This is a genomic window from Rhodococcus sp. HNM0569 (genome assembly GCF_012726205.1).
GTDB lineage: Bacteria > Actinomycetota > Actinomycetes > Mycobacteriales > Mycobacteriaceae > Rhodococcus_F.
Map to the genome: position 1 here is coordinate 234,768 of NZ_JAASAE010000002.1, position 24,561 is coordinate 259,328.

Sequence of the window (24,561 nt, forward strand, 5' to 3'; positions counted from 1 at the left end):
GGCGCGAGCCTATCCACCCGACGTGAATTCTTGTACCCGGACCGGTGAAGCGTGCCCTCAAGCGCCGGCGCCGGCGCGGCCGCGTCAGGCTCGGCGTTCGAAACCGTTCTCGAGGGCCGCCATGATCTTCGTGCGCCGCTCGGTGGCCTGGCGCGCGGCCTCGGCCGCCGTGGACACCACGAGGGCTTCGACCGCGCGGGCGTCGAGCCGGGTGATCGCGTCGTCCATCCACAGGCCGGTGAGTGCGCCGTTGCCGTCGACCTCCGCGGTGACCTCGCCGCCCTCGCTGTCGACGCGGACCCGGATGCCGTCGAGCCCGGCCAGAGTGTCCTCGAGCAGTGCAATCTGGTCGTGGGCGCGGTTCACGATGTCGTCGACCGTGCGGCCGTCCGGGGTGCTCATACGGGCCTCATCCAACTCGTCGGTTCGGGCTCTTCCTCGTCCTGTGCGCGTTGAGCTTCGGCGACCTGTGCGCGCGTGGGCAAGCCCATCTGGTCGAGGATGTCGGTGCGCATGCCGTCGCGTTCGAGGGCCTCGCGGCGGCGCGCACCCGCTTCCATCGCGGACCGCTTGCACAGTTCGAGGATCTCGTCGGCGAGCCTGCGACCGCCGTACCGCAGCTCGCGCGGGTCGAGGCGCAGTTCGACCGGCAGACCCTGCTCGGTGGTGCGGACGGCGACGGTGCCGGACCGGTTGCTGATCGCGGTGGTGGCCGCAGGTCCTGGGGGCGGGGGAGGGAACACGATGCGCTCCTGTGGTGACTATTCGGTGGGACGGTAGAAGCCCTTGAAGGCCATACCGCTGTTGGAGGTTCGGATGGGGCCGGTTTGTACGGGGTCGCCTGCCTCCACGAGCTGGCCGTTCCCGATGACCATCGCAACGTGACCGTCCCACACCGCGAGATCGCCGGGCATGAGCTCGCTCTGGTCGACCGGAACGCCCACGTTCTGTTCCTGCGCCAGGCGCGGCAGGCCGACGCCGGCTTCGCCGTAGGCCCACTGCGTGAGTCCGCTGCAGTCGAGGCCCTCGCCGGGCGACGTGCCGCCCCACACGTACGGGACACCCTGCTGAGAGAGCGCATTGCGCACCGCCTCGGCAGCCTCCTTGTTGGGCGCGACCGCGGTGCTGCCGTCGGGCAGCGTGAGCTCGACCCCCTCTCCGGTGCTCCGCGGATCGGTGGACGTGCCTGCCGCCGAACGCGACGGCCCGGACAGCGAGGAACGCGACGACGAGGCGCCGAAGAGTCCGGACATCGACGACGTGCCACTCGACCCGAGCGACGACGCGGCCTGTGTGAGCGGAGCGGCGACGTTCTGCAGAGCGGGCGCTGCGGACGCGGCGGTGGTGGATGCCGCGGGCGCCGTCGTGGCGGGTGCGCTGTCGGTGGGTGCCTCGGGGCCTGCGTCGGCCGGGGCGAGCGCGGTCATCTTCGCGGTCTGCTCGCTCAGCTCGCCGCGTACGCGCGTGACGACCGCAGTGGCCCGCGAGAGATGGTCGAGTGCGGCGGCGACGAGCATTGCCTGTCCGGCAGGAGTGAACAGCACCGGACCGGCCGCGACCGCGAGGTCGACGAAGGACCGCAGGATCGCCTGCAGTTCGGCCGTTCCCGCCCGCACGATCTCGGACGCGTCGGCGAGGACGACGGCGATGTCGTTGCCGCGGTCGGACGCGTGCGCCGCGGCACGTTGCGCTTCCTCGGTCTTGACGAGGGCGCCGGTGCCCGCGTCGCCCTGCCATGCCCCGTAGACGCTGCTGACGCCGGTGCGCCCGGTGTCGTGCACCGCGTCGATCGCGGCCGACGACGCGGTGAGCGCGTCGGACGGTCCGCCGGTGGGCATGACGCCGCTGCCGAACGAGCCGAGCAGTTGCAGGATGGGGGCTGCGAGTGCGTCGATCATGCGCGCACCTCGGTGCCCGCGAAGCCGGCGCCGGTTGCGGTGTCGGTGTCCGCGTAGCCCGCGGCGCTCGACGCCGCAGCGGCACTGATGCCCCCGTAGACGAGCGCGAGCTTCTCGATCGACGCGATGTGAGCGCCCTGCACGGTGGCGAAGGCGGCGAGGAAGTCGCCGCCGATGAGGCCGAACGCGGGCCCGAGCAGCTCGGCGCCCGCCGCGGCGGCGGTGGCCGCCGCCTGCATCTGCGCGGCCATCGCTGCGGTGGTGGCCGCGAAACCGGCCACGCTGTCGAGCTCGACGTGAAGCTGTTCCATGCCGATACCCCCCTGTTTTCAGAATCCCGAGTGTTCCGATGCTCGCCCGTGCTCCGTCGAAACCCCCGCACGGACGAGTGTGTGCTGACACTCTATTCGACGTCACGGACGACGAGCCGGTTCCCTGCCCCTTATATCCTCGGGACATGATCACTCAGGTTGTCGACCATCCGCTCGCCGCGAGCCTCCTCACCACGATGCGGGACGAGCGCCACGACAACGCCACATTCCGCGCCGCGCTGCGCAGCCTGACCCACCTGCTGGTGTACGAGGCGATGCGCGAGGCGCCGCTCACTCGTTTCGACGTCCGGACCCCGCTCGCGACCACCGACGGCTACGAGCTCGCGAACCCGCCGCTGCTGGTGCCGGTGCTGCGTGCGGGCCTCGGCATGGTCGAGCAGGCGTCGTCGCTGATCCCGCAGTCGCGCGTCGGCTTCGTCGGCATCGCGCGCGACGAGCGCACTCATCAGCCGGTGCCGTATCTCGAGTCGCTGCCCGAGGATCTCTCGCAGCTGCCCGTGTACGTGCTCGACCCGATGCTCGCCACCGGGGGCTCGATGGTGCACACGATCGACCTGCTGGTGGCGCGCGGTGCGCGCGACATCACGGCGGTGTGCGTGGTCGCCGCGCCGCAGGGCGTCGAGGCGCTCGCCTCGAGTGGGCATCCGGTGCGGCTCGTGGCGGCGTCGATCGACGACGGACTCGACGAGAACGCCTACATCGTGCCGGGTCTCGGCGACGCGGGCGATCGGCAGTTCGGCCCGCGCTGACCCGTGCGTGACAGCCGACCCGTGCGTGAAACAGGAGTGCCTGGACTCGCAAAGTGCTCACAGGAGGGCGGCGCAGTCGGCGCGCACGCGCCCGAGACGCTCGTGGGCGGAGGCCCGTACCCGCGCGAGCGCCTCGATGCCGGGCACGGGTTCGGTCACCTCGAGATAGCACTTGAGCTTCGGTTCGGTGCCCGACGGCCGCACCACCACACGCACGCCGCCCGCACGGTCGCGGCCCGCGAGGATCACCGCATCGGTCCGTAGCGCGCCGCGCACCTGCTGCAGGTCGGTCACCTCGACCGGCACGCCTGCGAGCTCGCGCGGCGGGTCGGCGCGCAACGACGCCATCGTGTCGGCGATCTCCCCGAGCCGGTCGACCCGGTGGGACAGCTGCCCGCCCACGTGCACGCCGTGCTCGACGGCGAAGTCGTCGAGCCGATCCGGCAGAGTGCGGCCCTCGGCCGCGAGCGCCGCGACGAGATCCGCTGCGACGACGGCAGCCGACATGCCGTCCTTGTCGCGCACCGCGTCCGGGTCGGCGCAGATGCCGAGTGCCTCCTCGTAGGCGTAGACGAGGCCGTCGCCCGCGCGGGTGAGCCATTTGAAGCCCGTCAACGTGCGGGCGTAGCGGGCGCCGTGGGCCGCGGCGATCTCGCCGAGCAGAGTCGACGAGACGATCGTCGTGGCGACCAGCGGGTCTGCGGCGGCGTACGCGAGCACATGGTCGGCGAGCAGCACACCCGCCTCGTCTCCCGTGAGCATGCGCCACCCCTCGCGGTCGCGCACACCGAGCGCGCACCGGTCCGCGTCGGGATCGAGAGCCACCGCGAGATCGGCGTCGACCTCGGCGGCGAGCGCGAGCAGCGCGTCGGTCGTCCCCGCTTCCTCGGGATTGGGGAACGGCGCCGTCGGGAAGTCGGGGTCCGGTGCGTACTGCGCTTCGACGACGTGCACGTCGTCGAAGCCCGCGCGGTGCAGCGCGGCGAGCGCGGTCTCCCCGCCGACACCGTGCAGCGGGGTGAGCGCGATCCGCACGTCGCGCCTGCGCTGCCTGGGCAGGCGCGCGACGCGGTCGAGGTACTGCTCGACCAGCTCGTCGCCCGTGGCCTCGACGGCGGTGCGCGGCACCGCGGCGGCGGGCCCGACGCGCGCGATCGCTGCCTCGATCTCGGTGTCGGCGGGCGCGACGACCTGCGCCCCGCCCGACAGGTACACCTTGTACCCGTTGTCGCCCGCAGGATTGTGCGACGCGGTGATCTGGACACCCGCGACGGCGCGCAGCCTGCGCACCGTAAACGCGACGAGCGGGGTCGGCAGCGGCCGGGGCAACAGCACGACCACGAATCCCGCAGCGCTGAGCACCTCGGCGGCCGCGCGCGCGAACGCCTCGGATCCGTGCCGCGCGTCGCGGCCCACGACGACGGTGCCGCCGCCCAGACAGCGATCGGCCAGCCAGGCGGCGAGCCCGGCCGTCGCGCGGGTGACGACGGCGACATTCATGCCGTTGGGCCCGGCGCGGACGGGTCCGCGCAGCCCGGCCGTGCCGAACGTGAGGTGCCCGGCGAACCGTTCGGCGAGTGCGTCGCCCGTCAGCGCGCGCAGTTCGGCGCGGGTGCCGGGATCGGGGTCGCCGTCGATCCACGCCGCGACGTCGGCGGCGTTCACAGGGCAGCGACGACGTCGCGCAGCAGCGTGCCCATGCGCGTGGCGGAGGCACGTCCGGCGGCGAGCACCTCGCGGTGGTCGAGGTGCTCGCCGGTGATGCCCGCCGCGAGATTCGTCACCAGCGAGACGGCCAGGACGTCGGCGCCGAGTGCTCGCGCCGCGATCGTCTCGTGCACCGTCGACATGCCGACGAGGTCGGCGCCGAGTGTGCGGAGCATCCGGATCTCCGCGGGCGTCTCGTAGTGCGGCCCCGGCAGTCCCGCGTACACGCCCTCGGTGAGCGTCGGATCGATGCGCTGGGCGTGCGCACGCAGCATCGGGCTGTACGCGTCGACGAGATCGACGAACTCGGCGCCCGTGAGCGGCGAGCGCGCCGTGAGGTTGAGGTGATCGGAGACGAGGACGGGCTGCCCGACGACGAGATCGGGCGCGATACCGCCCGCCGCATTGGTGAGGATCACGGTCTGCGCGCCCGCCGCGGTCGCCGACCGCACAGGGTGCACGACGCGTGCGAGAGCATGTCCCTCGTACGCGTGGGTGCGGCCGAGCAGCAGCAGCACGTCGTGGTCGCCGACGTGCACCGAGCGGATCGTGCCCGCGTGGCCGCGTGCCGTGGGTGGCGCGAAGCCCGGAAGCCCTGCCATGGGCACCGTCGCGTCGGGCTCGCCGAAGGCGTCCGCGGCGTCCTGCCAGCCGGACCCGAGGACGACGGCGACCGTGTGCCGCGGCTTGCCGGTCGCCGCCGAGATCACGCGGGCCGCCTCCGCCGCGGCGCGAGCAGGCTCGGACCCGCTCTCGGACGAGTCGTGTCGATCGGGCAGGGGAGCGGAAAGCGGGCTGTTCATGGGGCGATAGTCTTCCACCCATGCCGTATCTGCACCGTGAAGGTGACGTCTTCGTCCTGTACCTCGGCAACGAAGGCGAGACCGACAACGAGAACCGCTTCCATCCGGACTGGATCGACCGTGTCCAGGCGCTGCTCGACGAGGTCGAGTCGTCCGAGGGGCCGGCGGCACTCGTGACGGCGGCGACCGGCAAGTTCTACACCAACGGTCTCGACACGGACTGGATCTTCGGCCATGTGGCCGAGCTGCCCGGCTATCTCGACCGCGTGCACGCGATCTACACGCGACTGCTCACCTTCCCGATGCCGACGGTCGCGGCCGTACAGGGGCATGCTTTCGGCGCGGGCGCGATGCTCACGCTGGCCCACGACTTCCGGGTCATGCGCGGCGACCGCGGCTTCTGGTCGCTTCCCGAGGTCAAGCTGAACATGCCGTTCACCGTGGGGATGGCCGCGCTGGTCAACGGCCGGTTGCCCAAGCAGACCGCGCTCGAGGCGATGGTGTCGGCGCGCCGTTACGGTGGTGCCGACGCGCTGGCGGCGGGCATCGTGGACGCGACAGTCGACGAATCGGCCGTACTGAGCGACGCGATCGCACGAGCGGGCGCGCTCGCGGGTACCCGCGGGCCCAATCTGTCGGGCATCAAGCGGAGTATTCATCCCGAGGTGCTGGCGGCGCTGGCCGTCGAGACCGGGCCCGACAACTTCTCGTTCGGCTGACCCGACCGGCACCCCGGCCGGGTGCGACACTGGTCGAGTGAACCTCGACATCGCCGCTGCCGTCGGAGCCGTCGCCACCGACCTCACGGGCCTGTCGCACTCGCTGCACGCCGAGCCGGAACTCGCGTTCGAGGAAACGCGGAGCGCCGCGAAGATCACGTCGCTGCTGCGTGAGCACGGTTTCGACGTCACGACCGGCATCGCCGGGCTGCCCACGGCGTTCGACGCCCGCTTCGGCGACGGCGATCTCGAGCTCGCATTCTTCGCCGAGTACGACGCGCTGCCCGGCATCGGGCACGCGTGCGGGCACAACATCATCGCGGCGGCCGCGGTCGGTGCGGGCATCGCCCTCGCGGCAGCGGCACCCGACGCGGGGATCACGGTGCGGGTCGTGGGCACGCCCGCGGAGGAGACCGGTGGCGGCAAGGTCCTGATGCTCGACCGCGGGGTGTTCGACACCCTCGGCGCCGCGTTCATGGTGCACCCGGGGCCGGAGGACATCGCGGGCGCGACGTCGCTCGCCCTCGCCGACGTCGCGGTCACCTTCGCGGGCCGCGAGTCGCACGCGTCGGCCGCACCCGAGTACGGCCGCAATGCCGCCGACGCGGCGACCGTCGCGCAGGTCGCGGTCGGTCTGCTGCGTCAGCATCTCACCGGCGATCAGCAGATCCACGGCATCGTGAGCGACGGGGGAGCGGTGCCGAACATCGTGCCGGCGCACACCGAGATGCTGTACTACCTGCGCGCACGGTCGGAGGCGTCGCTGCGCGATCTCGAGGACAAGGCGCAGGCGTGCTTCGCGGCGGGCGCGCTCGCGACGGGCTGCACGCACGCGGTGCGCACGGTCTCGCCCAGCTACACCGAGCTCACGCCCGATCCGTGGCTCGTCGCGGCGTACCGTGAGGAGATCGTGCGGTGCGGGCGTGCGCCGATCCCGATCGAGTGGGAGGCCCGGCGGCCGTTCGGCAGCACCGACATGGGCAATGTCACCCACGTGCTGCCCGGCATCCATCCGATCGTCGGTATCGAGTCGCAGGGTGCCGTGACGCACCAGCCCGAGTTCGCCGCCGCGTGCATCACGCCGTCGGCCGATCGCGCGATCCACGACGGCGCGGTCGCGATGGCGCGCACCGCGTTACGGGCCGCGTGCGACGACGGTGAACGCACTCGGTTGCGCGAGGGCGTCGAACGCCGCGCCGCGCGCAGCGAAGGGAGGCAGTACCGGTGATCTCGGCCGTCGACAAGCAAGCCCGCGTCGACAAGTGGGTGGAGGCACACACCGACGAGCTGTCGCGGTGGCGCAGGCACCTGCACGCCAACCCCGAACTGGCATTCCGGGAGTACGCGACCACCGAGTTCGTGGCGAGCACGCTCACCGACGCGGGGCTCGAACCCGTCGTGCTGCCCACGGGCACCGGATTGACGTGCGACCTCGGCCCCACCGGTGGGCCGCGCTTGGCGCTGCGCGCGGACATCGACGCGCTGCCGCTGCAGGAGCTCACCGGCGCGTCCTACGCCTCCACCGTCGCGGGCGTGTCGCACTCGTGCGGGCACGACGCGCACACCACCGTGCTGCTGGGCACCGCGCTCGCACTGGCGGAGCTGCCCGAGTTGCCGGTCGGCGTGCGGCTGATCTTCCAGCCCGCCGAGGAGGTCATGCCGGGCGGCGCGCGCCGCGTCGTCGAGGCGGGCCGCCTGGAGGGCGTGTCGAGAATCTTTGCGATGCACTGTGATCCGCGTATCGAGGTGGGCAAGGTCGGCGTGCGGCTCGGTGCCATCACGTCGGCGGCCGACACCGTGCAACTCGTGCTCGACTCGCCGGGAGGACACACCTCGCGTCCGCACCTGACCACCGACCTCGTCTATGCGATGGGCACGGTCATCACTGGTCTGCCCGGCATGCTCAGCCGCCGCATCGACCCGCGCACCGGCACCGTGATGGTGTGGGGAGCGGTCAGCGCGGGGCAGGCCGCGAATGCGATCCCGCAGACCGGCATGATGACCGGCACCGTGCGCACCGGCGACCACGAGACGTGGGGCCTGCTCGAGCCGCTCGTGCGCGAGATCGTCGACGGGCTGCTCGCCCCCACCGGCGTGAGCTACACCCTCGAATATCGCCGCGGTGTGCCACCGGTGGTCAACGACGACGTGTCGACGCGCATGTTCGAGGACGCGGCGCGCGCGCTGGGACCGGGCGCGCTGTCGGACACACCGCAGTCGGGCGGCGGCGAGGACTTCTCGTGGTACCTCGAAGAAGTGCCCGGCGCGATGGCACGGCTGGGCGTGTGGACGGGCCGCGGCCCACAGCTCGACATCCACCAGCCCACATTCGACCTCGACGAACGCGCCCTCGCGGTGGGCGTGCGGGTGTTCTGCAATCTGGTGCTCGACGAGCGAGCCCTCGCGGACGGTGGCCTCACCGACGGCGGAGTCGGCCGCGGGTGACCGGACAAGGTAGCGCGCAAGCCCGGTCCTTCAGGGCCGGGTTGGTGCCTCAATCATGTCGGTGGTAGTGGCTATGGTCCTGCTGTGCAGCTTCGGTATCAGTACCGTGTCTATCCGACGCCCGGCCAGCAGAACGCGCTGGCTCGGTCGTTCGGATGTGCGCGGGTGGTATTCAACGATGCACTGCGTGCCCGCCAGGACGCGTTCGCCGCTGGGATGAAGATCAGCGACACCGAGGTTCAGAAGCGGGTCGTCACCAACGCCAAGAACAGCCCGAACGCGAATGGCTCGCCGACGTGGCGTCGGTGGCACTGGTGCAGTCGGTGCGCGACTCGGCGACGGCCTGCAAGAACTGGTTCGCTTCCCTGTCCGGGAAGCGGAAGGGACGCAAACTCGGCCCTCCGCGATTCAAGTCCCGCAAGGACAACCGGCAGGCGATCCGGCTCACCCGCAACGGCTTCTCGATCCGCCGGAACCGGAAGCTCTACATCGCGAAGATCGGCGAGCTGAAGGTGGCGTGGTCGAGGGATCTGCCGTCGGTGCCGTCGTCGGTGACGATCATCAAGGACTCTGCGGGCCGGTCTTTCGCCTCGTTCGTCGTCGAGGTCGACCAGGCTCCACTGGCGGAGGTCGATGTCGAGGTCGGTATCGACTTGGGGCTCGCCACGTTCGCCGTCTTCTCGGACGGGAGGGTCGTCGAGTCGCCGAGGTTTCTGCGGCGTGCGGAGCGCACGCTCCGCAAGGCGCAGCAGAACCTTTCCCGCAAGGAGAAGGGCAGCAGGAATCGGGCCAAGGCCCGGTGGAAGGTCGCTCGGGCACACGCCCGGGTTGCCGATTCGCGTCGCAACTTCGTGCACCAGCAGTCCACGGCGATCATCCGCGACAACCATGCGGTGTATGTCGAGGACCTGGTGTAGGTTCCCGCCGGAGGTGTCAGTAGTGCGGCGCACGGGCCTGCGGCTTTCCAATTTCGTGTCAGTCAGGGATTCTCACGATCTTGTCGGAATCCTCAGGCATCCCGGACGATGTTTCGGTCCTGTGCCCAAGCCGCGAGAACCGAATCGAAGAGTCTGCTGCCTCGAAGCCTGAGTTCTGACTCAATGCGGACGATCGAGAGTGAGCTGTCGTTCGTGGAAATCGAAATGTCTGACGGGATATCGGTACAGCTCACCAATGGTCATGTAATCGGTGAAGAACGGGTCCCAGCGCACCGGGAAGAACATTCCCCGTCCCAACGCCTGCTCCGATTCGCGTTGCAGTCGGCGGCTCAGCGCACCGATGACCCGGTCGGCTTTCGTGCCCATCCGGTTCCGGTCAAACACCAGGGCTGCAGCGCATGAACCGTAGTAATTCACCACGTCAAAAGGCCGCGTACCGGCATCGAGGACCTGGGCGAATCGACGCTCCACTCCGGCGGGCAGCCGGCTGACCATCCGCACCAAGGGCAGCAGCGCCGCCACCACCATGTACCCGAAGACCATGTGGAACAACAGTTGCTCGTTGGTCCACCGCGTCCCCGCCGATCGACTCCGCAACGAGGTGTCGGAAGCGTCGGCGAGGAGCCGGTGCAGATGCACACGGGTGCGTTCGAGCTCGCCGGCGATAGCGGCCCTGTCCACCCGCTCGGAATGGCCCATGATCCACCACCTGTCCAGGGAGCCGACGGCACTCGATGGCCGTCGATACCAGACTTCCCCCTCCCGGGCGGCCTCCACAACTGCCGGCCGAATTCAGTCTCATGTCGCGAATCGATATAGCGCCCCCGTCGACCCTCGGATGCCACGTCGGACGTACCTGCCGCAGTGGCGCGGCGCGGATCGCCGTGTCGTGACCGCCGGACGGCTGGCGTAACAGCAGCAGCGCGGGATGACGTGCGCCGCTCAGAGATCGAACAGCGAGAATTGGTCCTTCTGTGCTCGAGTCTCGGAGTCGGCGAGGTATCGGTCGGCCATGGCCCGGGCGACGGTTTCGTCGCAGCCGAGCTCGGCGGCGACTTCACTCCAGTCGTGTCCGTTGTGCTGGAGTTGCCACGCCAGCTGGTGCAACTGTTCGTCCATGTCCATCAGCGCCGCTCCCGCGGTCGTGTCGGCCGGAACCCGTTCGACGACGCGGGTTCTCATTGAGACAGATGGTAAACGCGGATGCGGGCATGCGGCGGCAGACATGCCGCCCACCGTCTCGAATCGGCGACGGATCGCACGAGAGATAGGTAAACCCGCCCCCGAGGGGACGGGCGGTGTGCCGTCCATGGTGTCACCGTTTCCGTGAACATCTATGGACGCAGCGCCGGTCAGGGACGGATAGGCAGTGCGCGGCGGGACCGGGCGGCGGCGACCACACGATCGGCGACCCGGCCGGCGTCGCGGCCGACCCCGCGCAACGACGCCGACGACAGGCTGCGCTGCCATTCGAGACCGACATACCCCAGCCCCAGATGAGTGGTGGAGAGACCCTGCCGGTGCCGGGGCCGGCCCGTCTCGTCGAGAGCGCCGAGACCGGTCAGATAGGGCAGGTGCGGGCGATAACCGGTACCCAACAGCACGGTGTCGGCGGTGGTGGCGGCGCCGTCGGGCCAGAACACCCGGCGGTCGTCGAGGCCGGTGAACAGCGGCCGCGGCTGCGGGTTGCCGCTGGCCAGGGCACGCCGGTAGCGGCCGGTATCGAGGACCTGCTGGGTCGGCGACGCAGGCAGCCACGGCCCCAAGGGGGCGCGGTCGACTCCGGTGACCGTGAGCCAGAAGTGCACATCACGGCCGAAGATCCGCTGCGGCAGGAACTTCGGCGGTCGGCGGCTGGCCAGAGTCACAGTAGCGACCTCGGCGAGTTCGGTGGCGATCTGCACCGCCGAGTTACCGGCACCGACCACCACCACGTTCTGGCCCGTGAGTGCAGCGGGGTCGCGGTAGTCGCCGGTGTGCAGCACCGTGCCGCCGAACGTGTCCAGCCCCGGCAGCGGTGGGATATTCGGGGACCCGAGATAGCCGGTGGCCGCGATCAGAATCGGCGCGGTGACACTGCCGCCGACAGCGGTGTGGGCGGTGTAGACGCCCCGCTCGCAGGTGACGGTCTCGACGCGGGAGCCGGTCACAATGTCGACGTCGAGTCCGGCGGCGTAGCGGCGCAGATACTCGATCACCTCGTCGCGCCGCGGATAGCGGTCCGGGGCGCCCGGAAACGCCAGGCCGGGCAGGGCGCTGTATTTCGCCGGGGAGAACAGGGTCAGGCTGTCGTAGTAGTGCGGCCAGGCCCCGACCGGCTCGTCGCCGGCTTCGAGCAGCCCGGTGCGCAGGCCGCGAGCAGACAGGGCGTGGGCGGCGGCGAGGCCGGACTGGCCACCGCCGACGACGAGAGCGTCATAGTCGGTCATGGTGTTCCTTCGAGGGTGTCGGTGGGGGTCAGCCGCGGCACGGACGCGATCGCCAGGAGTGCGGCGAGCGCGGCGACGACCGCGAGGACGAGGTAGGCGGTGGCGTAGCTGCCGGTCGCGCCGGCCAGGGCGGTTCCCGCCCACGGCGCCAACGCCATGACCAGGACGATCGGGGCGGACATCAGCCCGCCGAGGCGCCCGTAGTGGGTCGAGCCCCACCGGTCGGTGATGGCGGTGGCCTGGATCAAGGTGAACAATCCGCGCACCAGTCCCGCGCCGATCGCCGCGCCGATCAACGCCGCGGCCGTGGTCACCGCCCCGAGCAGCGCGGTGGTTGCCGCGGTGCCGGCCAGGATCACCACGATGCGGCTGCGGACGCTGGTACGGGCGACCAGGGTCAGATAGCCGAGGCGGCCGAGGACCTGTCCGGCGCCGCCGAGCCCGAGCGTCACCGCCGCCACCGACGGGGAGAAGCCCTGTTCGAGCAGCAACGGCACCAGATTGAAGACCCGGCGAAGGCGGTGAACGCACCGAGAGCCGACGCGCCCACCAGTGCGAGGAACGCGGGGCTGCGGGCGATCTCCCGGTGCCCCAGGGCCGCGCCGTTCGCCGGTGGGGTCGCGGCGGGCCAGGATCCGCATAGTCCCCACCAGTGTCCGGGGATGGTGATCGCGGCGAGGATCGCCGCGAGGATCAGGTAGGTGGTGCGCCAGTCCGACTGCTGATCCACTGCGGAGGTCAACGGGGCGAAGATGGTGCTGGCCAGGCCCGCGGCGAGGGTCAGGATCATCAGGGCGTGCACGGAGCGGTCGCCGTACCAGCGGGTCAGCGCGGCGAACGCCGGTGGGTAGAGCACCGCGCCCATCGCGGTGCCGGCCAGCAGCCACCCGGCGTAGAACACCGGCAGCGTGGGGGCGAGCGCGATCAGGACCAGCGCGGGGACGGCGAGGACCGAGCCGGCGGTCATGATCGTGCGCGGTCCGACCCGGTCGAGGATGCGCCCGACCGGGATACCCGCGAGCGCGGTGGCGAGCTGACCGAGCGAGAACGCCGCGGTGATCGCCGTGGGCGACCAGCCGGTCTCGGCAGAGATCGAGACCGACAGGACCGGGAACGCGTAGTACAGGATGCCCCAGCTGGTGATCTCGGTCAGGCACAGCACCGCCAGCACCCGCCGCAGCCCGGCCCCGGTGAGGGCACCGGGCTGCGGGCGGATCGAGGTGTCGGTCACCGGCGTTATCCGCCGGCGCGGGCGGAGAGGGTGACCAACGCCGGCTCCGCGGGGCCGCAGCACCCACCCGCGTCGGCGGTGTCGGCGGCGGGGTCGTCGAACACTCCGGCGCCGCCGCACACTCCGGTCTCGGGCAGGGTCAGCTCGACGCGGGCGGCGGCATCATGATCACCGGCGAGGGCGGCGGCGATGCTGCGGACCTGCTCGTAGCCGGTCATCGCCAGGAACGTCGGGGCCCGACCGTAGCTCTTCATCCCGACCACATAGAAGCCGGGTTCGGGGTGGGTGAGCTCGGCGACGCCGTGCGGGTAGACGGTGCCACAGGAGTGCACGTTCGGGTCGATCAGCGGGGCGAGTGCGGTCGGGGCCTGCAGCACCGGGTCGAGGTCGAGACGGATTTCCGAGAGCCACGACAGGTCCGGCCGGAAGCCGGTCGAGGCGATGACCTCGTCGACCGCCTCGAGGCGGGCGCCGGTATCGGACACCATGACGACCTGACCGTCGGTGGCGGGTTCGACGGCGGCGGTGCGGAACCCGGTGACCACGGTGAGCAGCCCGTCGTCGACGGCCTTCTTGGCGCGCAGTCCCAGGGCGCCGCGGGCGGGCAGCTGGTCGTCCTGGCCGCCGCCGAACGCGGCGCCGACCTCGCCGCGGCGCACCGCCCAGGTCAGGCGGGTGCCGGGGTCGGTGCGGGTGAGCTCTGCCAGCGCCACGATTGCGTTGAGTGCCGAGTGGCCGCTGCCGGCGATGACGGTGTGCCGTCCGGCGTAGCGGGTGCGCACCGCGTCGTCGTCCAGGTCGGGGACGCGGTAGGTGATCTTCTCGGCTGCGGCGCGTTCACCGAGGGCGGGCAGGCCTTCGCCGCCGAGCGGGTTGGGGGTGGCCCAGGTGCCGGAGGCGTCGAGGACGGCGCGGGCGAGCAGGCGGGTTTCGGTGCCGTCGCGGTGGCGGAGGTGCACCGACAGGGGTTCGGTGTCGCGGCCGGCGTCGACGATGCGGTCGCGGCCGCGGCGGGCGATGCCGACGACCTCGTGGTCGAGGCGGACTGCGTCGCCGAGGGCATCCGCCAGTGGGGTCAGGTACTGCCCGGTCCAGTCTTGGCCGGTGGGGTAGGCGTCGTCGTCGGGGGCGGTCCAGCCGGTGGTGTCGAGGAGGCGGCGGGCGGCGGGGTCGATCAGTTCGGCCCAGCGGGAGAAGGTGCGGACGTTGTGCCACTGTGCGACGGCGGCTCCGGCGAGGTTGCCGCGTTCGAGTACCAGCGGTTCGAGTCCGCGTTCGCGTAGGTGGGCGGCGGCGGACAGGCCGATCGGTCCGGCTCCGATGACGACGATGGGCAACTCGCTCATGACAGATCCTTTCATCGATGGGTATCGATCTAAGCTGCTGTCAGAGTATCGACGGGCATCGATGTATGCAACCATCGATGCCGATCGATACAGTGGGGGTATGACAGCACTCGGCCTACCGATCACGGTGACCCCCGGCGCGGAGGTGGACCTCGACGCCCTGAGCCCGCAGGACGCGGCCACCTACGCCGGATGGTTCGCCTGCCTGGCCGAACCCACGCGGGTGCGGCTGCTGCACCACGTCGCCGCCCATCCGTCCGGCATCACCGTCGGCGAGCTCGCCGACAGACTCGGAATCGGCCAGCCCACCATCTCCCATCACGTCCGCAAACTCGCCGACGTCGGCTTCGTCACCACCGGCAAACACGGCACCAGCACCGTGGTGCGGGTCAACCCGAGCTGCTGCAGCGACCTGCCCAGTGCCGCCGACGCGGTCATGGGGGTGCTCACCGCCCGCCCGTGCTGCCCCGAGGATGTCCCGGCCGACGTGGCCGTGCGCCCACTCGCAGGCGGTGACTGGGAGGCGGTGCGCCGCATCTACGCCGACGGCATCGCCACCGGCGCCGCGACGTTCACCACCGAGGTCCCCAGCCGCGACCACCTCGAGAGCCAGTGGTTGCCCGAGCATCGCTGGGTCGCCGAGATCGACGGTGAAGTGGTCGGCTGGGCAGCGTTGAGCCCGGTGTCGAACCGCGAGTGCTATCGCGGGGTGGCCGAGAATTCGGTGTATGTCGGCGACGGCATGCGCGGGCGCGGCGTCGGCAAGGCCCTGTTGCGCACCCAGGTCATCGCCGCCGATCAGGCCGGGTTGTGGACGCTGCAGACCTCGATTTTCCCGGAGAACCGGGCCAGCCTGGCGCTGCACCATTCGGCGGGTTTCCGCACCGTGGGGGTGCGCGAACGCATCGGCCGGCTCGACGGCATCTGGCGCGACACCGTGCTGCTCGAACGCCGCTCCGAGGCCGTTCCCGCCGCCGGGAACGAGTGAGAGCGAATCGGGTGGGGATGGACATCGAACTGCCGTACTTCGACGGCTGCCCGAACTGGGAGCTGATGCGCGACCGCCTCGCCGAGGCCCTGGCAGCGACCGGCAACGCCGGTACCCCGATCCGGCTGCGCCGTATCGAGACCCCGGAGGCCGCCGAGCGCGTCGCCTTCCCCGGATCCCCGACCATCCGCATCGACGGGACCGATCCGTTCGGCCCCACCGAGGGCGTCGGGTTGACGTGCCGCGTCTACCGCACCGCCGACGGGCACGGGGGTGTCCCGAGCACCGCCGATCTGATCACCGTGCTGCGGCAGGCCGAACACCGGTAGAGACCGGGTATCGGCTTGACCTTCGAGTCGACTCGAGGGTTCACCGTCGCGGAGTGAGCATGCTCCTCCGGGGTCAGTTCAGCGGATAGAGCATCTGGGCGGTCGCGGCGTAGGCGGTGTCGAAGTCGACGGCCAGCACTGCCTCGACCGGCCCGAGCACCGCGCGTGGCTCCCAAGCCTGGCCGGTGCGGCTACGCCACGCGGTGCCGGCGGTGTCGATACCCCACAACGAGCCATCCGGCGCCGCGGACAGCAACGCCAGCGGTGGGGCGTCCGGCACCACGGCGAAGGTGAGCCCGCCGTCGATGCTGTGCTGCAACCCGGCGGTAGTGGTCGCCCACACCCCGGCGTCGGTGACGGCGAGGGCGGCCGCGGCCACCGGGGCGCCCGCGGTCCAGCTGCTGCCGCCGTCGGTGGAGGTCAGCAATCCGGTGACGCCGTCGAAGCCGACCAGCAGCTCACCGTCGGTGGCCAAGGCGTGAAAATCCACCTCGCCGCTCAAGGATTTGGGTATCCAGGTGTGGCCGCCATCAGTGCTGTCGATCAGCCCCAGCGGATTCGGCGCCGAACTCGACGCCCCCGGATGCCCGGAGGCGAACAGACGGTCGGTGCCCGGCGCCCCGGTCAGTCCCATGAAGTCGTCGTCGGAGACGCCGACGCGGGTGGTGCGCCCGTTGTCGGCGATCTCGACGAGGCCGGTGTGGGTACCGGCCAGCACCACACCGCCGGAATCGAGGTGCAGACCGTGCAGATGATCGAGGGCCGGTTCCAACGCGACGCCGGGCACCTCCGAGACCGCCGCCGGCTCGGTGGTCGTGGTGGATTGTTCACCGGTCGCACAGCCGGCGAGCACAGCCACCGCAGCAACAGGCACCAGGACACGCGCCCACCGGCGCAGGGAAAAACTCGACATGAGAAGAAGGAACTCGTTTCGGATCGATCGGACGGCGGTTCAGGTACGAGCCAGACGGGTGGGGTCGAGGTCGAGGCGGCGCAACAGTTGGGCGTTGAGCGCCACGACGATGGTCGAGACGGACATGAGGATCGCGGCGACCGCGGGGGAGATCGCAACCCCGGCGAAGGCCAGCACCCCGGCGGCCAGTGGCACGGCGATGACGTTGTAGCCGGTGGCCCACACCAGGTTCTGCCACATCTTGCGGTAGCTGGCATGCGAGAGTGCGATGATCGACAGCACCGCCCGCGGATCGTTCGCCGCCAGCACGACCCCGGCGGATTCGATGGCCACATCGGTGCCGGCACCGATCGCGACACCGACATCGGCGCGGGCCAATGCGGGGGCGTCGTTGACCCCGTCCCCGACCATCGCAACCTTGTGCCCGCGATTCTGTAGTTCGGTGACCTTGGCGTCCTTGTGCTCGGGCAGCACCTCGGCGAACACCTCGTCGATCCCGAGGTCGGCGGCCACCGCGTCGGCGACCTGCCGGGCGTCGCCGGTGATCATGGCGACCTTGACCCCACGGGCGTGCAGGGCATCGATGGCCTGACGCGATTCCTCGCGCACGGCGTCTTCGAGCGCGACCGCGCCAAGCACCCGGTCCCCTTCGGCGACGTGCAGCACCGACGCTCCGCGCGCCACCCACTGCTGGGCCGCGGCGGTGACGTCGGCGGGCACCGACAACCGCAGATCGGCCAGCATCGCCGGGCCGCCGACAGTGATTTCGGCGCCGTCGACAAGCGCACGCACCCCGCGGCCGGGCAGCGACCGGAAATCGGTGGCGGCGATCCGCTCGCCTGCCGGGACACGCGTCTCGGCGGCGGCGACGATAGCCCGCGCCACGGGGTGCTCACTGTCGGCTTCGACCGCCGCCGCCAGCGCCAGCAAATGCTCGTCGGTGACCTGATGGGCGGCGGCGACGCCGGTGACCTGATGCCGGCCCTGGGTCAAGGTGCCGGTCTTGTCGAACAGGACCACGTCGACGGTGCGCATGCGTTCGAGCGCGAGCCGGTCTTTGACCAGCACCCCGGATCTGGCGGCGCGTTCGGTGGAAATCGCGATCACCAGCGGGATCGCCAACCCGAGAGCGTGGGGGCAGGCGATGACGAGCACGGTGACAGTGCGGACCACCGCTTCGTCGACGCTACCGACGAGCAGCGTCCAGACCCCGAAGGTGAGGATGCCGGCGAGGGTGGCGAAGTAGAACAGGAACGCCGCGGCCTTGTCCGCCAGCGCCTGGGCCCGGGACGAGGAGGCCTGGGCGTCGGCGACCATCCGCTGGATACCGGCCAAGGCAGTGTTCTCGCCGACCGCGGTGATCCGCACCCGCAGCGCGCTGTCGGTCGCGACGGTCCCGGCGACCACCGTGTCGCCCACCTGCCGGGTCACGGCCTTGGATTCGCCGGTGATCATCGATTCGTCGACCTCGGCACGGCCGTCGGTGACAGTGCCGTCGGCGGGCACCCGCGCCCCGGCACGCACCAGCACCAGATCCCCGAGCGCCAGATCCGACAAGGGCACGTCGGCGGTGCCGGTCTCGGTGATCTTCTCGGCCGTGTCCGGCAGCATCGCGGCGAGCGCGTCGAGGGCACCCGACGCCGAGCCCAGGGCCCGCATTTCGAGCCAATGCCCGAGCAGCATGATCACGATCAGCAGCGCCAGTTCCCACCAGAAGTCCAGATCGAATCCGCCGAGACCCAAGGTGGTGACCCAGGACGCGAGGAACGCGACGCTGATCGCCATGGCGATCAGCAGCATCATCCCGGGCCGGCGGGAGCGGAGTTCGGCCCAGCCGCCGGTGAGGAACGGCATGCCGCCGTAGACGAAGATCACCGTGCCCAGCACCGGGGGAATCCACATGGCGCCGGGGAAGTCCGGCATGGTGTAGCCGAGCAGGTCGGCGACCATGTGGCTGAAGAACACCACCGGTATCGCCAGCACCAGCGACACCCAGAACCGGCGGCGGAACATCTCCCCGTGTGCCCCGTGCCCGGCATGCCGATCGCGCCCGGTGTGCTCACCCGGCCCGACGTGGGCGAGGTGCTCGCCGTGCCCGGCGTGCGCATCATGCTCGTCGGGTGGCGGGCTCTGAACCTCGGCGCCGTCATTGTGTCCGGCGGGCGACGGGTCCGGGTGGGGGTGTCCGTGCTGCGGGTGCGACATCGAAAGCCTCCTGGGATGGCGAACGGGCCGAGAGGAACCGGGCGGCGCCCGGTTACAGGGTGGTCAGCAGCTGCCGCATGGTCTCGATCTCCTGCTGCTGCGTGTCGACGATGGTGCGGGCCATCTCCACCGCGTCGGGGAACTGTCCGTCCTCGATCTCGGTCTGCGCCATGTCGACCGCGCCTTCATGGTGGGCGATCATCTGCTCGAGGAACAGGCGAGCGGCGTCGGCGCCCTGCGCCTCGGACAGCGCCTGCATGTCCTCCTCGCTCATCATCCCCTCCATCTCCATCCCCTCCATACCGTCCATGCCCTCGTCCATGTCCATGCCGGGCATGTCGTTGTTGCCGGTCTCGGGCATCTCGGTGGGCTCGCCCCACTGCTCGAGCCAGGACTCGAGCTGCGCGATCTCCGGGCCCTGAGCGGCCTTGATCTGCTCGGCCAGGGCGGTCACGTCCGCGGGAATGTCCTGCTTGGCCAGCAGCATGTCGCTCATCTCGATGGCCTGACTGTGGTGCGGCAGCATCATCTGCGCGAACATCACATCGGCGTCGTTGTGCGCCGCGGCCTCGTCTGCGGCGGACGTGGTGGCCGAGGTCGTGGCGGGCGCGGTCGCGACGGTGGTGTCGGTGTCGGTCCCGGTGTCGCTGCACGCAGCCGCGGCGAACACCACCGCCAGGGCGGTGGCGCCGACGGCGAGAATCTTCGTGTTGTTCATGGGATGTGGTCCTTTCTCGAAACGGTCACTAGGACAGGAACAGTGAGAACCGGCACCGACCGGGAACGGCCCGTCCGGTGCGGCCACTAGGCCAGATAGGACACGGTGGTCATCATTCCCGCTTCCTGGTGATACGCGTTGTGGCAGTGCAGCGCCCACTGGCCCGGATTGTCGGCGTCGAATTCGATCTCGACGGTGCGCATCGGCCCGATCGTGACGGTGTCCTTGCGCAGGCCGGTGTCGGTGAGCGCGAAGGTGTGTCCGTGCAGGTGCATCGGATGGAACATGTCCGACATGTTGCGCATCCGCATCCGCACCCGCTGCCCTTCGGCCACGTTCAACGGCGGGATGTCGGGGTGGGCGCGGCCGTTGAGAGTCCACCGGTACGGCGACATGGTCCCGCCCATGTCCACGCTGTGATACACATCGTGCTCCTTCTCGGCCAGGCGCACATACTCCCGAGGTGCCAGGTCGGTGCCGAGCAGCACCTGCCGGTCCAGCTCGCCGGGCCTCGACTGGGCGGGCAGCGCGCCGGCAGCGGTACGCACCAGGGCCTGCCCGTGCCCGGTCTTACCTTCCGCCTGGGCGAACAACGGGAATACGCCATCGCCGAGAGTGACGAGCACGTCGACACGCTCACCCATCCCGAGCAGCAGCGCATCGGTATCCTGCGGCACGACGGGGAAGCCGTCGGTGTGGGTGACGGTCATCCGGTGCCCACCGAGCGCGACGCGGAAGGCGGTGTCCGCGCCGGCGTTGATGAACCTGATCCGTGCCCGCTGCCCGGGTCTCGCGGTGAACACCATCGGGTCTTCCGGTACACGCCCGCCGACCAGGAAAAGCGGATAGCTCACGTCCCCGGCGCCGCCGAGCAGCGGGGAGAGCATCGATTCCTCCCCCATATCCATACCGTCCATACCGCCCATGGCGCCGTGGTTCATCCCGCCCATCGGGGCGTCGCCACCCTCACCGGTGGCGCCGATGCCGAGGTCGCGGGCCACATCGTCGGGGGTGCGGCCGGTGCCGTCGAGCCAGTCGTCGAGCACCACGATCCAGTCGTGGTCGTAGTCGCCGGGCTCGTTCGGGTCGTCGATGATCAGGGCGCCGTACAGGCCGCGGTCGAGCTGCAGCCCGGAATGCGAATGATAGAAGTAGGTACCCGAATCCGGAACGGTGAACTCGTAATCGAACCGGGCCCCGGCCGCGATGGGATCCTGGGTCAGCCCGGGCACACCGTCCATGTCGTTGCTCAACGCCAGCCCGTGCCAGTGCACACTCGTCTGCGCCGGCAGCTGGTTGGCGACCTCCACCCGCAGCAGATCCCCGGCGCGGGCCCGGATCAGCGGACCGGGCAGAGTGTCGTCGTATCCCCAGGTCGAGACGATGCGCCCGCCCAGGTCCACCTGGACCGGACGCGGCGTCAACCGCGCCGAGACCACCTGCTGACCCGGGATGCGGCGTTGCTGTTCGAGACGGCGCACCGCAGTCGACGAGGCCTGCACGGGGGCGCCGGTCGGTGAGCCCGACCCGGAACACGCCATCAGGACTCCGGCCCCGGCAAGTATTGATCCGAGAAGGAAGGATCGACGGCCCAGCTCAGCCATGAACCTGCCCCTGCCGGTGCTCGACCGACGTGGTGTCGCCGGGGTGCATCAGCACCTGCCGACGGGCCACGAATTCATCGGAGTCGATGTCACCGCGAGCGAACCGCGCCTCGAGCAGCTGAAGCGGATCGGACTCCTCGAGGGTGCGGCCGGGCCCGTTCGCACGGTCGGTGCGGAACATCATGGCCACCAGGTAGAGCACCACCGCCCAGAACGCGAACATGCACACGGCCATGACGATCCATCCGGTCCAGGTCAGCTCTCCTGCCCAGCCCATCATGATCGCCTCCTTTCTCCGTTGGTGTCTCAAGCCTGACGCGTGTACCCCCTGATTCCTGTGGAGGTCGTATGAAGATTTGCTCAAGAAGCCCCACTGCGTCGTCGGCAGCGGTGTCCGCTGGTGAAGATGGACGCCATGGACTCCTCCGCTCGCACTCCCACCGCGACCAGCGATCCTGCGGCGCCGCCGCGCCCGTCGACCGGGTTGCGGGCGATGGTCGTCGAAGACGAAGCACCGTTGGCGAACCTGATCGGCTCGTATCTCGAACGCGACGGGTTCGAGACCGCGCTCACCGGCGACGGCACCGACGCCGTCGCCCTCGCCCGACAGGTCGACCCCGACGTCGTGGTCCTCGATCTCGGTTTGCCAGGACTCGATGGGGTCGAGGTGTGCCGGCAACTGCGGACGTTCTCCGACGCCTATGTCGTGATGCTCACCGCCCGCACCGAAGAAATCGACACCCTCATCGGGCTGTCCGTCGGCGCGGACGACTACATGAGTAAACCGTTCAGCCCCCGCGAATTGATGGCCCGCATCCAGGCCATGCTGCGCCGTCCCCGCGCCAGTACCGCCACACCCGGACCCGCCGAGACCGCCACCACCGATCTGATCCGACGCGCCGGGGACCTGGCCCTCGATGTCGACGGCCGGGACGTCACCGTTGCCGGGAGGCCGGTGGCCTTGACTCGCACCGAATTCGACGTCCTCGCTGCCCTGGCCCGCGATCCCGGTACCGTGCTCACCCGGGCCCAGCTGATCGAGGCGGTGTGGGGACCGAGCTGGACCGGCGACGAACACCTGGTCGACGTGCACATCGGTCATCTGCGCCGCAAACTCGGCGACGACGCCACCCGCGGCCGCTATGTGCGCACCGTCCGCGGGGTCGGCTACAAGATGGGCGCCGGACAATGACGGCCCGGCGCCCCCACCGCAGACGAGATTCAGCCGCATCGCCCCGGCAAGCGCTGGCGGGATCGAGTTTCGGTACCCGGCTCTTCCTCGCCCTGACCGTGGTGGTGGTCGGCTGCGCCGCCAGTGCGTGGCTCGTCGCCTCCGCCCTCGCGCCCGGCATCTTCCACGATCACCTCGGCCAGGCCGGCATCGACCACAACTCCAGCCAGGCCGCGCACGTCGAAGAGGCGTTCGCCTGGGCAATCGTCCTTGCCTGGGGTCTGGCGGTCGCGGTCGCGGTGCTGCTGGCATTGGCGGTGAGCTGGTACGTCACCCGGCGTGTTCAACGCTCGTTGACCGCGGTGACCACCTCGACCGCCCGGATCGCCGGTGGCCGGTACGACACCCGCGTACCCAGCCCCGGTCTCGGCCGCGAATTCGACGAACTCGCCGTCACCGTCAACGAACTCGCTCGCCGCCTCGGCGCCACGGAAAGTACCCGTCGCCGGATGCTCGCCGACCTCGGCCACGAGATGCGCACCCCGATCGCTACCCTCGACTCTTATCTCGAAGCCCTCGACGACGGCGTCCGCACTCTCGACGACGACACTCGACACGTGTTGCGCGAGGCCACCCACCGGCTGGGGCGTCTCGCCCAGGACATCACCGCGGTCTCGCGCGCCGAAGAACACCTCACCCGCATCCGGCCGGTGCCCACCACCACCGGCGCCCTCGTCACCGCCGCGGTCGATGCGGTGCGCGAACGGTACGAGAGCAAAGGCGTCGACTTGCACAGCCGTCTCGACGATTCCATGGTCGTGTCGGTCGATCCCGATCGGCTCGGCCAGGTCCTGGGTAATCTGCTCGACAATGCCCTGCGTCACACCGCTTGTGGCGGCACGGTCACCGTCACCAGCAGACGAGCCGGCAACGATCGGGTGGAGGTCACGGTGGCAGACACCGGTGAGGGTATTGCTCCCGAGCACCTTGACCATCTCTTCGATCGCTTCTACCGTGCCGATACCGCCCGCGACCGCAGCCACGGCGGCAGCGGTATCGGCTTGACCATCACCCGTGCCCTCGTCGAAGCCCACCACGGCCGCATCCGCGCACACAGCGACGGACCCGGACACGGAGCCCGATTCACCCTCGAACTGCCCATCGTCAGGCTCTGAACTGCAGGGACATCAAGCGTTGTCACGCCTGGCCATGTTCCGTCAGGTGTCCGCATCGTGCAGGCACCGCTGCTCGATCGTCCTGTCAGCCGTGGCCGAGGTGCAGCACGAGGACGTGGTGTTGTCGTCAGCTTCCGGTGGGCTGTTCGAGTCGAGTCGCAGAGCCGTGCGCAGGTCGGAGACCGAGGGTGCGCCGTCGAGCCGTCCGGTGTCGGAGGGGTAGAGGCGGCAGGACAGGCTCGGGACCTGTCCCGGGATCGCGAACGGGTCGCGGCCGTCGACGAGCAGCGTGGGCGAGCCGGTCATGCCCGCGGTGGCGGCCCGGCCGGGATCGTCGATCACGCGGAGGGTGATCTCCGGCTGCACCGGCTCGCCGGCGGTGGCCTGCCGGATACGCCGCTCGAGCACCGCCACGTTGGGGCAGTCGGGGACCTGGAGAATGTCCAGTTTCACGGGTGGTCTCCTTCGTGTAGCGAGGACAGGACCGGGCAGGACCGGTGGTTGCGGGGCAGCCCGCATGTCGCGATCAGTTCGGTCAGCGAGCCGTGCATGCGCTGCAGGTCGGCGATACGGCGTTCCAGCTCGGCGGCACGGGATTCAGTCAAGGCGCGGGCGGTGTCACAGTCGTCGGGGCCGCCGTCTGCCAGGTTCAGCAGTTCGGCGACATCGTCGAGGGTGAACCCCAGCTCCTGGGATCGTTTGACGAACCGGACCACCGCGACCGCGTCGTCGGGATAGCTGCGGTAGCCCGACGGGGACCGGGCCGGTCGCGCGAGCAGGCCGCGACGCTCGTAGTAGCGCAGGGTCTGCGCGTTGACTCCCGCCCTGGCTGCCAGCTCACCGGTTCGCATCCACACATTC

Annotated in this window: 26 protein-coding genes and 2 pseudogenes; 10 read left to right on the forward strand and 18 right to left on the reverse strand. The window is 70.3% G+C overall.

The window, feature by feature from the left end:
• Positions 1-84 precede the first annotated feature (84 nt).
• The 4 genes from HCA44_RS03460 to HCA44_RS03475 are packed head-to-tail and all read right to left on the reverse strand — an operon-like array spanning position 85 to position 2,209.
• On the reverse strand, positions 85-402 hold the full coding sequence (locus HCA44_RS03460; RefSeq protein ID WP_169647139.1) for a YbaB/EbfC family nucleoid-associated protein: 318 nt from the start codon (positions 400-402) through the stop codon (positions 85-87).
• The gene (locus tag HCA44_RS03465) at positions 399-743 is read right to left on the reverse strand and encodes a hypothetical protein (protein WP_169647140.1); all 345 of its coding nucleotides are present in this window, start codon (positions 741-743) and stop codon (positions 399-401) included. Before HCA44_RS03465 ends, HCA44_RS03460 begins: the two co-directional genes overlap by 4 nt.
• Positions 744-761: 18 nt before the next feature.
• A complete protein-coding gene (locus HCA44_RS03470) occupies positions 762-1,898 on the reverse strand; it encodes a C40 family peptidase (protein ID WP_169647141.1) in 1,137 nt (378 codons plus the stop codon).
• Positions 1,895-2,209, reverse strand: a complete 315-nt coding sequence (locus HCA44_RS03475; RefSeq protein WP_169647142.1) for a type VII secretion target — start codon at positions 2,207-2,209, stop codon at positions 1,895-1,897. Before HCA44_RS03475 ends, HCA44_RS03470 begins: the two co-directional genes overlap by 4 nt.
• Before the next feature lie 146 nt (positions 2,210-2,355).
• Between HCA44_RS03475 and upp the strand changes: the two genes are divergently transcribed.
• A complete protein-coding gene (gene upp, locus HCA44_RS03480; protein WP_169647143.1) occupies positions 2,356-2,979 on the forward strand; it encodes a uracil phosphoribosyltransferase in 624 nt (207 codons plus the stop codon).
• A 57-nt stretch (positions 2,980-3,036) separates the two neighbouring features.
• Here the strand turns inward: upp and HCA44_RS03485 are convergent, their stop codons facing one another.
• Both HCA44_RS03485 and HCA44_RS03490 read right to left on the reverse strand, forming a co-directional pair.
• Positions 3,037-4,644: a phospho-sugar mutase gene (locus HCA44_RS03485; protein WP_169647144.1), complete on the reverse strand. Its 1,608-nt coding sequence runs from the start codon at positions 4,642-4,644 to the stop codon at positions 3,037-3,039.
• Complete coding sequence (locus HCA44_RS03490) at positions 4,641-5,489, reverse strand: purine-nucleoside phosphorylase (RefSeq protein WP_169647145.1); 849 nt, start codon at positions 5,487-5,489, stop codon at positions 4,641-4,643. The genes HCA44_RS03485 and HCA44_RS03490 overlap by 4 nt, the downstream gene beginning before the upstream one ends.
• Before the next feature lie 20 nt (positions 5,490-5,509).
• On the opposite strand from HCA44_RS03490, the gene HCA44_RS03495 reads away from it, so the two are divergent.
• The 5 genes and pseudogenes from HCA44_RS03495 to HCA44_RS03510 all read left to right on the forward strand — a co-directional run bounded on the left by HCA44_RS03495 (position 5,510) and on the right by HCA44_RS03510 (position 9,570).
• Positions 5,510-6,208 carry an enoyl-CoA hydratase-related protein gene (locus tag HCA44_RS03495; RefSeq protein ID WP_169647146.1) on the forward strand — a complete coding sequence of 233 codons (699 nt, stop codon included), beginning with the start codon at positions 5,510-5,512 and terminating at the stop codon, positions 6,206-6,208.
• Positions 6,209-6,245: 37 nt separating this feature from the next.
• Positions 6,246-7,436 (forward strand): M20 family metallopeptidase, encoded by a 1,191-nt coding sequence (locus HCA44_RS03500; protein WP_169647147.1) that lies wholly within the window; start codon positions 6,246-6,248, stop codon positions 7,434-7,436.
• Positions 7,436-8,653, forward strand: coding sequence for a M20 family metallopeptidase (locus HCA44_RS03505; protein WP_169647349.1), 1,218 nt, complete (start codon positions 7,436-7,438; stop codon positions 8,651-8,653). The genes HCA44_RS03500 and HCA44_RS03505 overlap by 1 nt, the downstream gene beginning before the upstream one ends.
• 84 nt (positions 8,654-8,737) lie before the next feature.
• A pseudogene (locus HCA44_RS21240) lies at positions 8,738-8,809 on the forward strand (helix-turn-helix domain-containing protein); the annotation flags it as partial.
• The gene (locus HCA44_RS03510; protein ID WP_240945268.1) at positions 8,809-9,570 is read left to right on the forward strand and encodes a transposase; all 762 of its coding nucleotides are present in this window, start codon (positions 8,809-8,811) and stop codon (positions 9,568-9,570) included. The pseudogene HCA44_RS21240 and the gene HCA44_RS03510, both read left to right, overlap by 1 nt.
• 180 nt (positions 9,571-9,750) lie before the next feature.
• On the opposite strand, the gene HCA44_RS03515 is transcribed toward HCA44_RS03510, so the two are convergent.
• From HCA44_RS03515 to HCA44_RS03535, 5 genes and pseudogenes are all read right to left on the reverse strand, one after another.
• Positions 9,751-10,290: a DinB family protein gene (locus HCA44_RS03515; protein ID WP_059384781.1), complete on the reverse strand. Its 540-nt coding sequence runs from the start codon at positions 10,288-10,290 to the stop codon at positions 9,751-9,753.
• 243 nt (positions 10,291-10,533) lie between these two features.
• The gene (locus HCA44_RS03520; RefSeq protein WP_226435577.1) at positions 10,534-10,773 is read right to left on the reverse strand and encodes a hypothetical protein; all 240 of its coding nucleotides are present in this window, start codon (positions 10,771-10,773) and stop codon (positions 10,534-10,536) included.
• Positions 10,774-10,943: 170 nt separating this feature from the next.
• Positions 10,944-12,020: an NAD(P)-binding domain-containing protein gene (locus HCA44_RS03525; protein ID WP_169647148.1), complete on the reverse strand. Its 1,077-nt coding sequence runs from the start codon at positions 12,018-12,020 to the stop codon at positions 10,944-10,946.
• Positions 12,017-13,251 (reverse strand): annotated as a pseudogene (locus HCA44_RS03530) (MFS transporter). The gene HCA44_RS03525 and the pseudogene HCA44_RS03530 overlap by 4 nt, the downstream one beginning before the upstream one ends.
• Before the next feature lie 5 nt (positions 13,252-13,256).
• Entirely contained in the window at positions 13,257-14,597 is a 1,341-nt protein-coding gene (locus HCA44_RS03535) for an FAD-dependent oxidoreductase (protein ID WP_169647149.1), read from the reverse strand.
• A 100-nt stretch (positions 14,598-14,697) separates the two neighbouring features.
• Between HCA44_RS03535 and HCA44_RS03540 the strand changes: the two genes are divergently transcribed.
• Positions 14,698-15,585 (forward strand): metalloregulator ArsR/SmtB family transcription factor, encoded by an 888-nt coding sequence (locus tag HCA44_RS03540; RefSeq protein ID WP_206037692.1) that lies wholly within the window; start codon positions 14,698-14,700, stop codon positions 15,583-15,585.
• Between the two features lie 17 nt (positions 15,586-15,602).
• Positions 15,603-15,914: a hypothetical protein gene (locus tag HCA44_RS03545; protein WP_064063798.1), complete on the forward strand. Its 312-nt coding sequence runs from the start codon at positions 15,603-15,605 to the stop codon at positions 15,912-15,914.
• A gap of 73 nt (positions 15,915-15,987) precedes the next feature.
• Here HCA44_RS03545 and HCA44_RS03550 read toward each other — a convergent pair whose 3' ends face one another.
• The 5 genes from HCA44_RS03550 to HCA44_RS03570 form a co-directional block, all read right to left on the reverse strand.
• Positions 15,988-16,827, reverse strand: coding sequence for a F510_1955 family glycosylhydrolase (locus tag HCA44_RS03550; RefSeq protein WP_064063736.1), 840 nt, complete (start codon positions 16,825-16,827; stop codon positions 15,988-15,990).
• A gap of 39 nt (positions 16,828-16,866) precedes the next feature.
• Entirely contained in the window at positions 16,867-19,032 is a 2,166-nt protein-coding gene (locus HCA44_RS03555; RefSeq protein WP_169647150.1) for a copper-translocating P-type ATPase, read from the reverse strand.
• Positions 19,033-19,084: 52 nt separating this feature from the next.
• Positions 19,085-19,750, reverse strand: a complete 666-nt coding sequence (locus HCA44_RS03560; protein WP_169647151.1) for a DUF305 domain-containing protein — start codon at positions 19,748-19,750, stop codon at positions 19,085-19,087.
• Positions 19,751-19,836: 86 nt separating this feature from the next.
• The gene (locus HCA44_RS03565; protein WP_169647152.1) at positions 19,837-21,354 is read right to left on the reverse strand and encodes a multicopper oxidase family protein; all 1,518 of its coding nucleotides are present in this window, start codon (positions 21,352-21,354) and stop codon (positions 19,837-19,839) included.
• Positions 21,347-21,634, reverse strand: a complete 288-nt coding sequence (locus HCA44_RS03570) for an SHOCT domain-containing protein (RefSeq protein WP_066903553.1) — start codon at positions 21,632-21,634, stop codon at positions 21,347-21,349. Before HCA44_RS03570 ends, HCA44_RS03565 begins: the two co-directional genes overlap by 8 nt.
• A 213-nt stretch (positions 21,635-21,847) precedes the next feature.
• Here HCA44_RS03570 and HCA44_RS03575 point away from each other — a divergent pair, with 213 nt between their 5' ends.
• Positions 21,848-22,546: a response regulator transcription factor gene (locus tag HCA44_RS03575; protein ID WP_066904106.1), complete on the forward strand. Its 699-nt coding sequence runs from the start codon at positions 21,848-21,850 to the stop codon at positions 22,544-22,546.
• Complete coding sequence (locus HCA44_RS03580) at positions 22,543-23,700, forward strand: ATP-binding protein (protein WP_169647153.1); 1,158 nt, start codon at positions 22,543-22,545, stop codon at positions 23,698-23,700. The genes HCA44_RS03575 and HCA44_RS03580 overlap by 4 nt, the downstream gene beginning before the upstream one ends.
• A 42-nt stretch (positions 23,701-23,742) precedes the next feature.
• Here HCA44_RS03580 and HCA44_RS03585 read toward each other — a convergent pair whose 3' ends face one another.
• Both HCA44_RS03585 and HCA44_RS03590 read right to left on the reverse strand, forming a co-directional pair.
• Positions 23,743-24,153, reverse strand: coding sequence for an alkylmercury lyase (locus HCA44_RS03585; RefSeq protein WP_246222381.1), 411 nt, complete (start codon positions 24,151-24,153; stop codon positions 23,743-23,745).
• Positions 24,150-24,551 (reverse strand): MerR family transcriptional regulator, encoded by a 402-nt coding sequence (locus HCA44_RS03590; RefSeq protein WP_169647154.1) that lies wholly within the window; start codon positions 24,549-24,551, stop codon positions 24,150-24,152. Before HCA44_RS03590 ends, HCA44_RS03585 begins: the two co-directional genes overlap by 4 nt.
• Positions 24,552-24,561: the final 10 nt, after the last annotated feature.

Bases quoted from the DNA above. Each gene is read 5' to 3' on its own strand.
- HCA44_RS03475 (WP_169647142.1), bottom strand. From the start codon at position 2,209: ATGGAACAGCTTCACGTCGAGCTCGACAGCGTGGCCGGTTTCGCGGCC.
- HCA44_RS03495 (WP_169647146.1), top strand. From the start codon at position 5,510: ATGCCGTATCTGCACCGTGAAGGTGACGTCTTCGTCCTGTACCTCGGC.
- upp (WP_169647143.1), top strand. From the start codon at position 2,356: ATGATCACTCAGGTTGTCGACCATCCGCTCGCCGCGAGCCTCCTCACC.
- HCA44_RS03580 (WP_169647153.1), top strand. From the start codon at position 22,543: ATGACGGCCCGGCGCCCCCACCGCAGACGAGATTCAGCCGCATCGCCC.
- HCA44_RS03565 (WP_169647152.1), bottom strand. From the start codon at position 21,354: ATGGCTGAGCTGGGCCGTCGATCCTTCCTTCTCGGATCAATACTTGCC.
- HCA44_RS03555 (WP_169647150.1), bottom strand. From the start codon at position 19,032: ATGTCGCACCCGCAGCACGGACACCCCCACCCGGACCCGTCGCCCGCC.
- HCA44_RS03540 (WP_206037692.1), top strand. From the start codon at position 14,698: ATGACAGCACTCGGCCTACCGATCACGGTGACCCCCGGCGCGGAGGTG.
- HCA44_RS03520 (WP_226435577.1), bottom strand. From the start codon at position 10,773: ATGAGAACCCGCGTCGTCGAACGGGTTCCGGCCGACACGACCGCGGGA.
- HCA44_RS03490 (WP_169647145.1), bottom strand. From the start codon at position 5,489: ATGAACAGCCCGCTTTCCGCTCCCCTGCCCGATCGACACGACTCGTCC.
- HCA44_RS03590 (WP_169647154.1), bottom strand. From the start codon at position 24,551: ATGCGAACCGGTGAGCTGGCAGCCAGGGCGGGAGTCAACGCGCAGACC.
- HCA44_RS03575 (WP_066904106.1), top strand. From the start codon at position 21,848: ATGGTCGTCGAAGACGAAGCACCGTTGGCGAACCTGATCGGCTCGTAT.
- HCA44_RS03550 (WP_064063736.1), bottom strand. From the start codon at position 16,827: ATGTCGAGTTTTTCCCTGCGCCGGTGGGCGCGTGTCCTGGTGCCTGTT.
- HCA44_RS03535 (WP_169647149.1), bottom strand. From the start codon at position 14,597: ATGAGCGAGTTGCCCATCGTCGTCATCGGAGCCGGACCGATCGGCCTG.
- HCA44_RS03570 (WP_066903553.1), bottom strand. From the start codon at position 21,634: ATGATGGGCTGGGCAGGAGAGCTGACCTGGACCGGATGGATCGTCATG.
- HCA44_RS03460 (WP_169647139.1), bottom strand. From the start codon at position 402: ATGAGCACCCCGGACGGCCGCACGGTCGACGACATCGTGAACCGCGCC.
- HCA44_RS03545 (WP_064063798.1), top strand. From the start codon at position 15,603: ATGGACATCGAACTGCCGTACTTCGACGGCTGCCCGAACTGGGAGCTG.
- HCA44_RS03560 (WP_169647151.1), bottom strand. From the start codon at position 19,750: ATGAACAACACGAAGATTCTCGCCGTCGGCGCCACCGCCCTGGCGGTG.
- HCA44_RS03470 (WP_169647141.1), bottom strand. From the start codon at position 1,898: ATGATCGACGCACTCGCAGCCCCCATCCTGCAACTGCTCGGCTCGTTC.
- HCA44_RS03525 (WP_169647148.1), bottom strand. From the start codon at position 12,020: ATGACCGACTATGACGCTCTCGTCGTCGGCGGTGGCCAGTCCGGCCTC.
- HCA44_RS03510 (WP_240945268.1), top strand. From the start codon at position 8,809: ATGTGCGCGGGTGGTATTCAACGATGCACTGCGTGCCCGCCAGGACGC.
- HCA44_RS03515 (WP_059384781.1), bottom strand. From the start codon at position 10,290: ATGGGCCATTCCGAGCGGGTGGACAGGGCCGCTATCGCCGGCGAGCTC.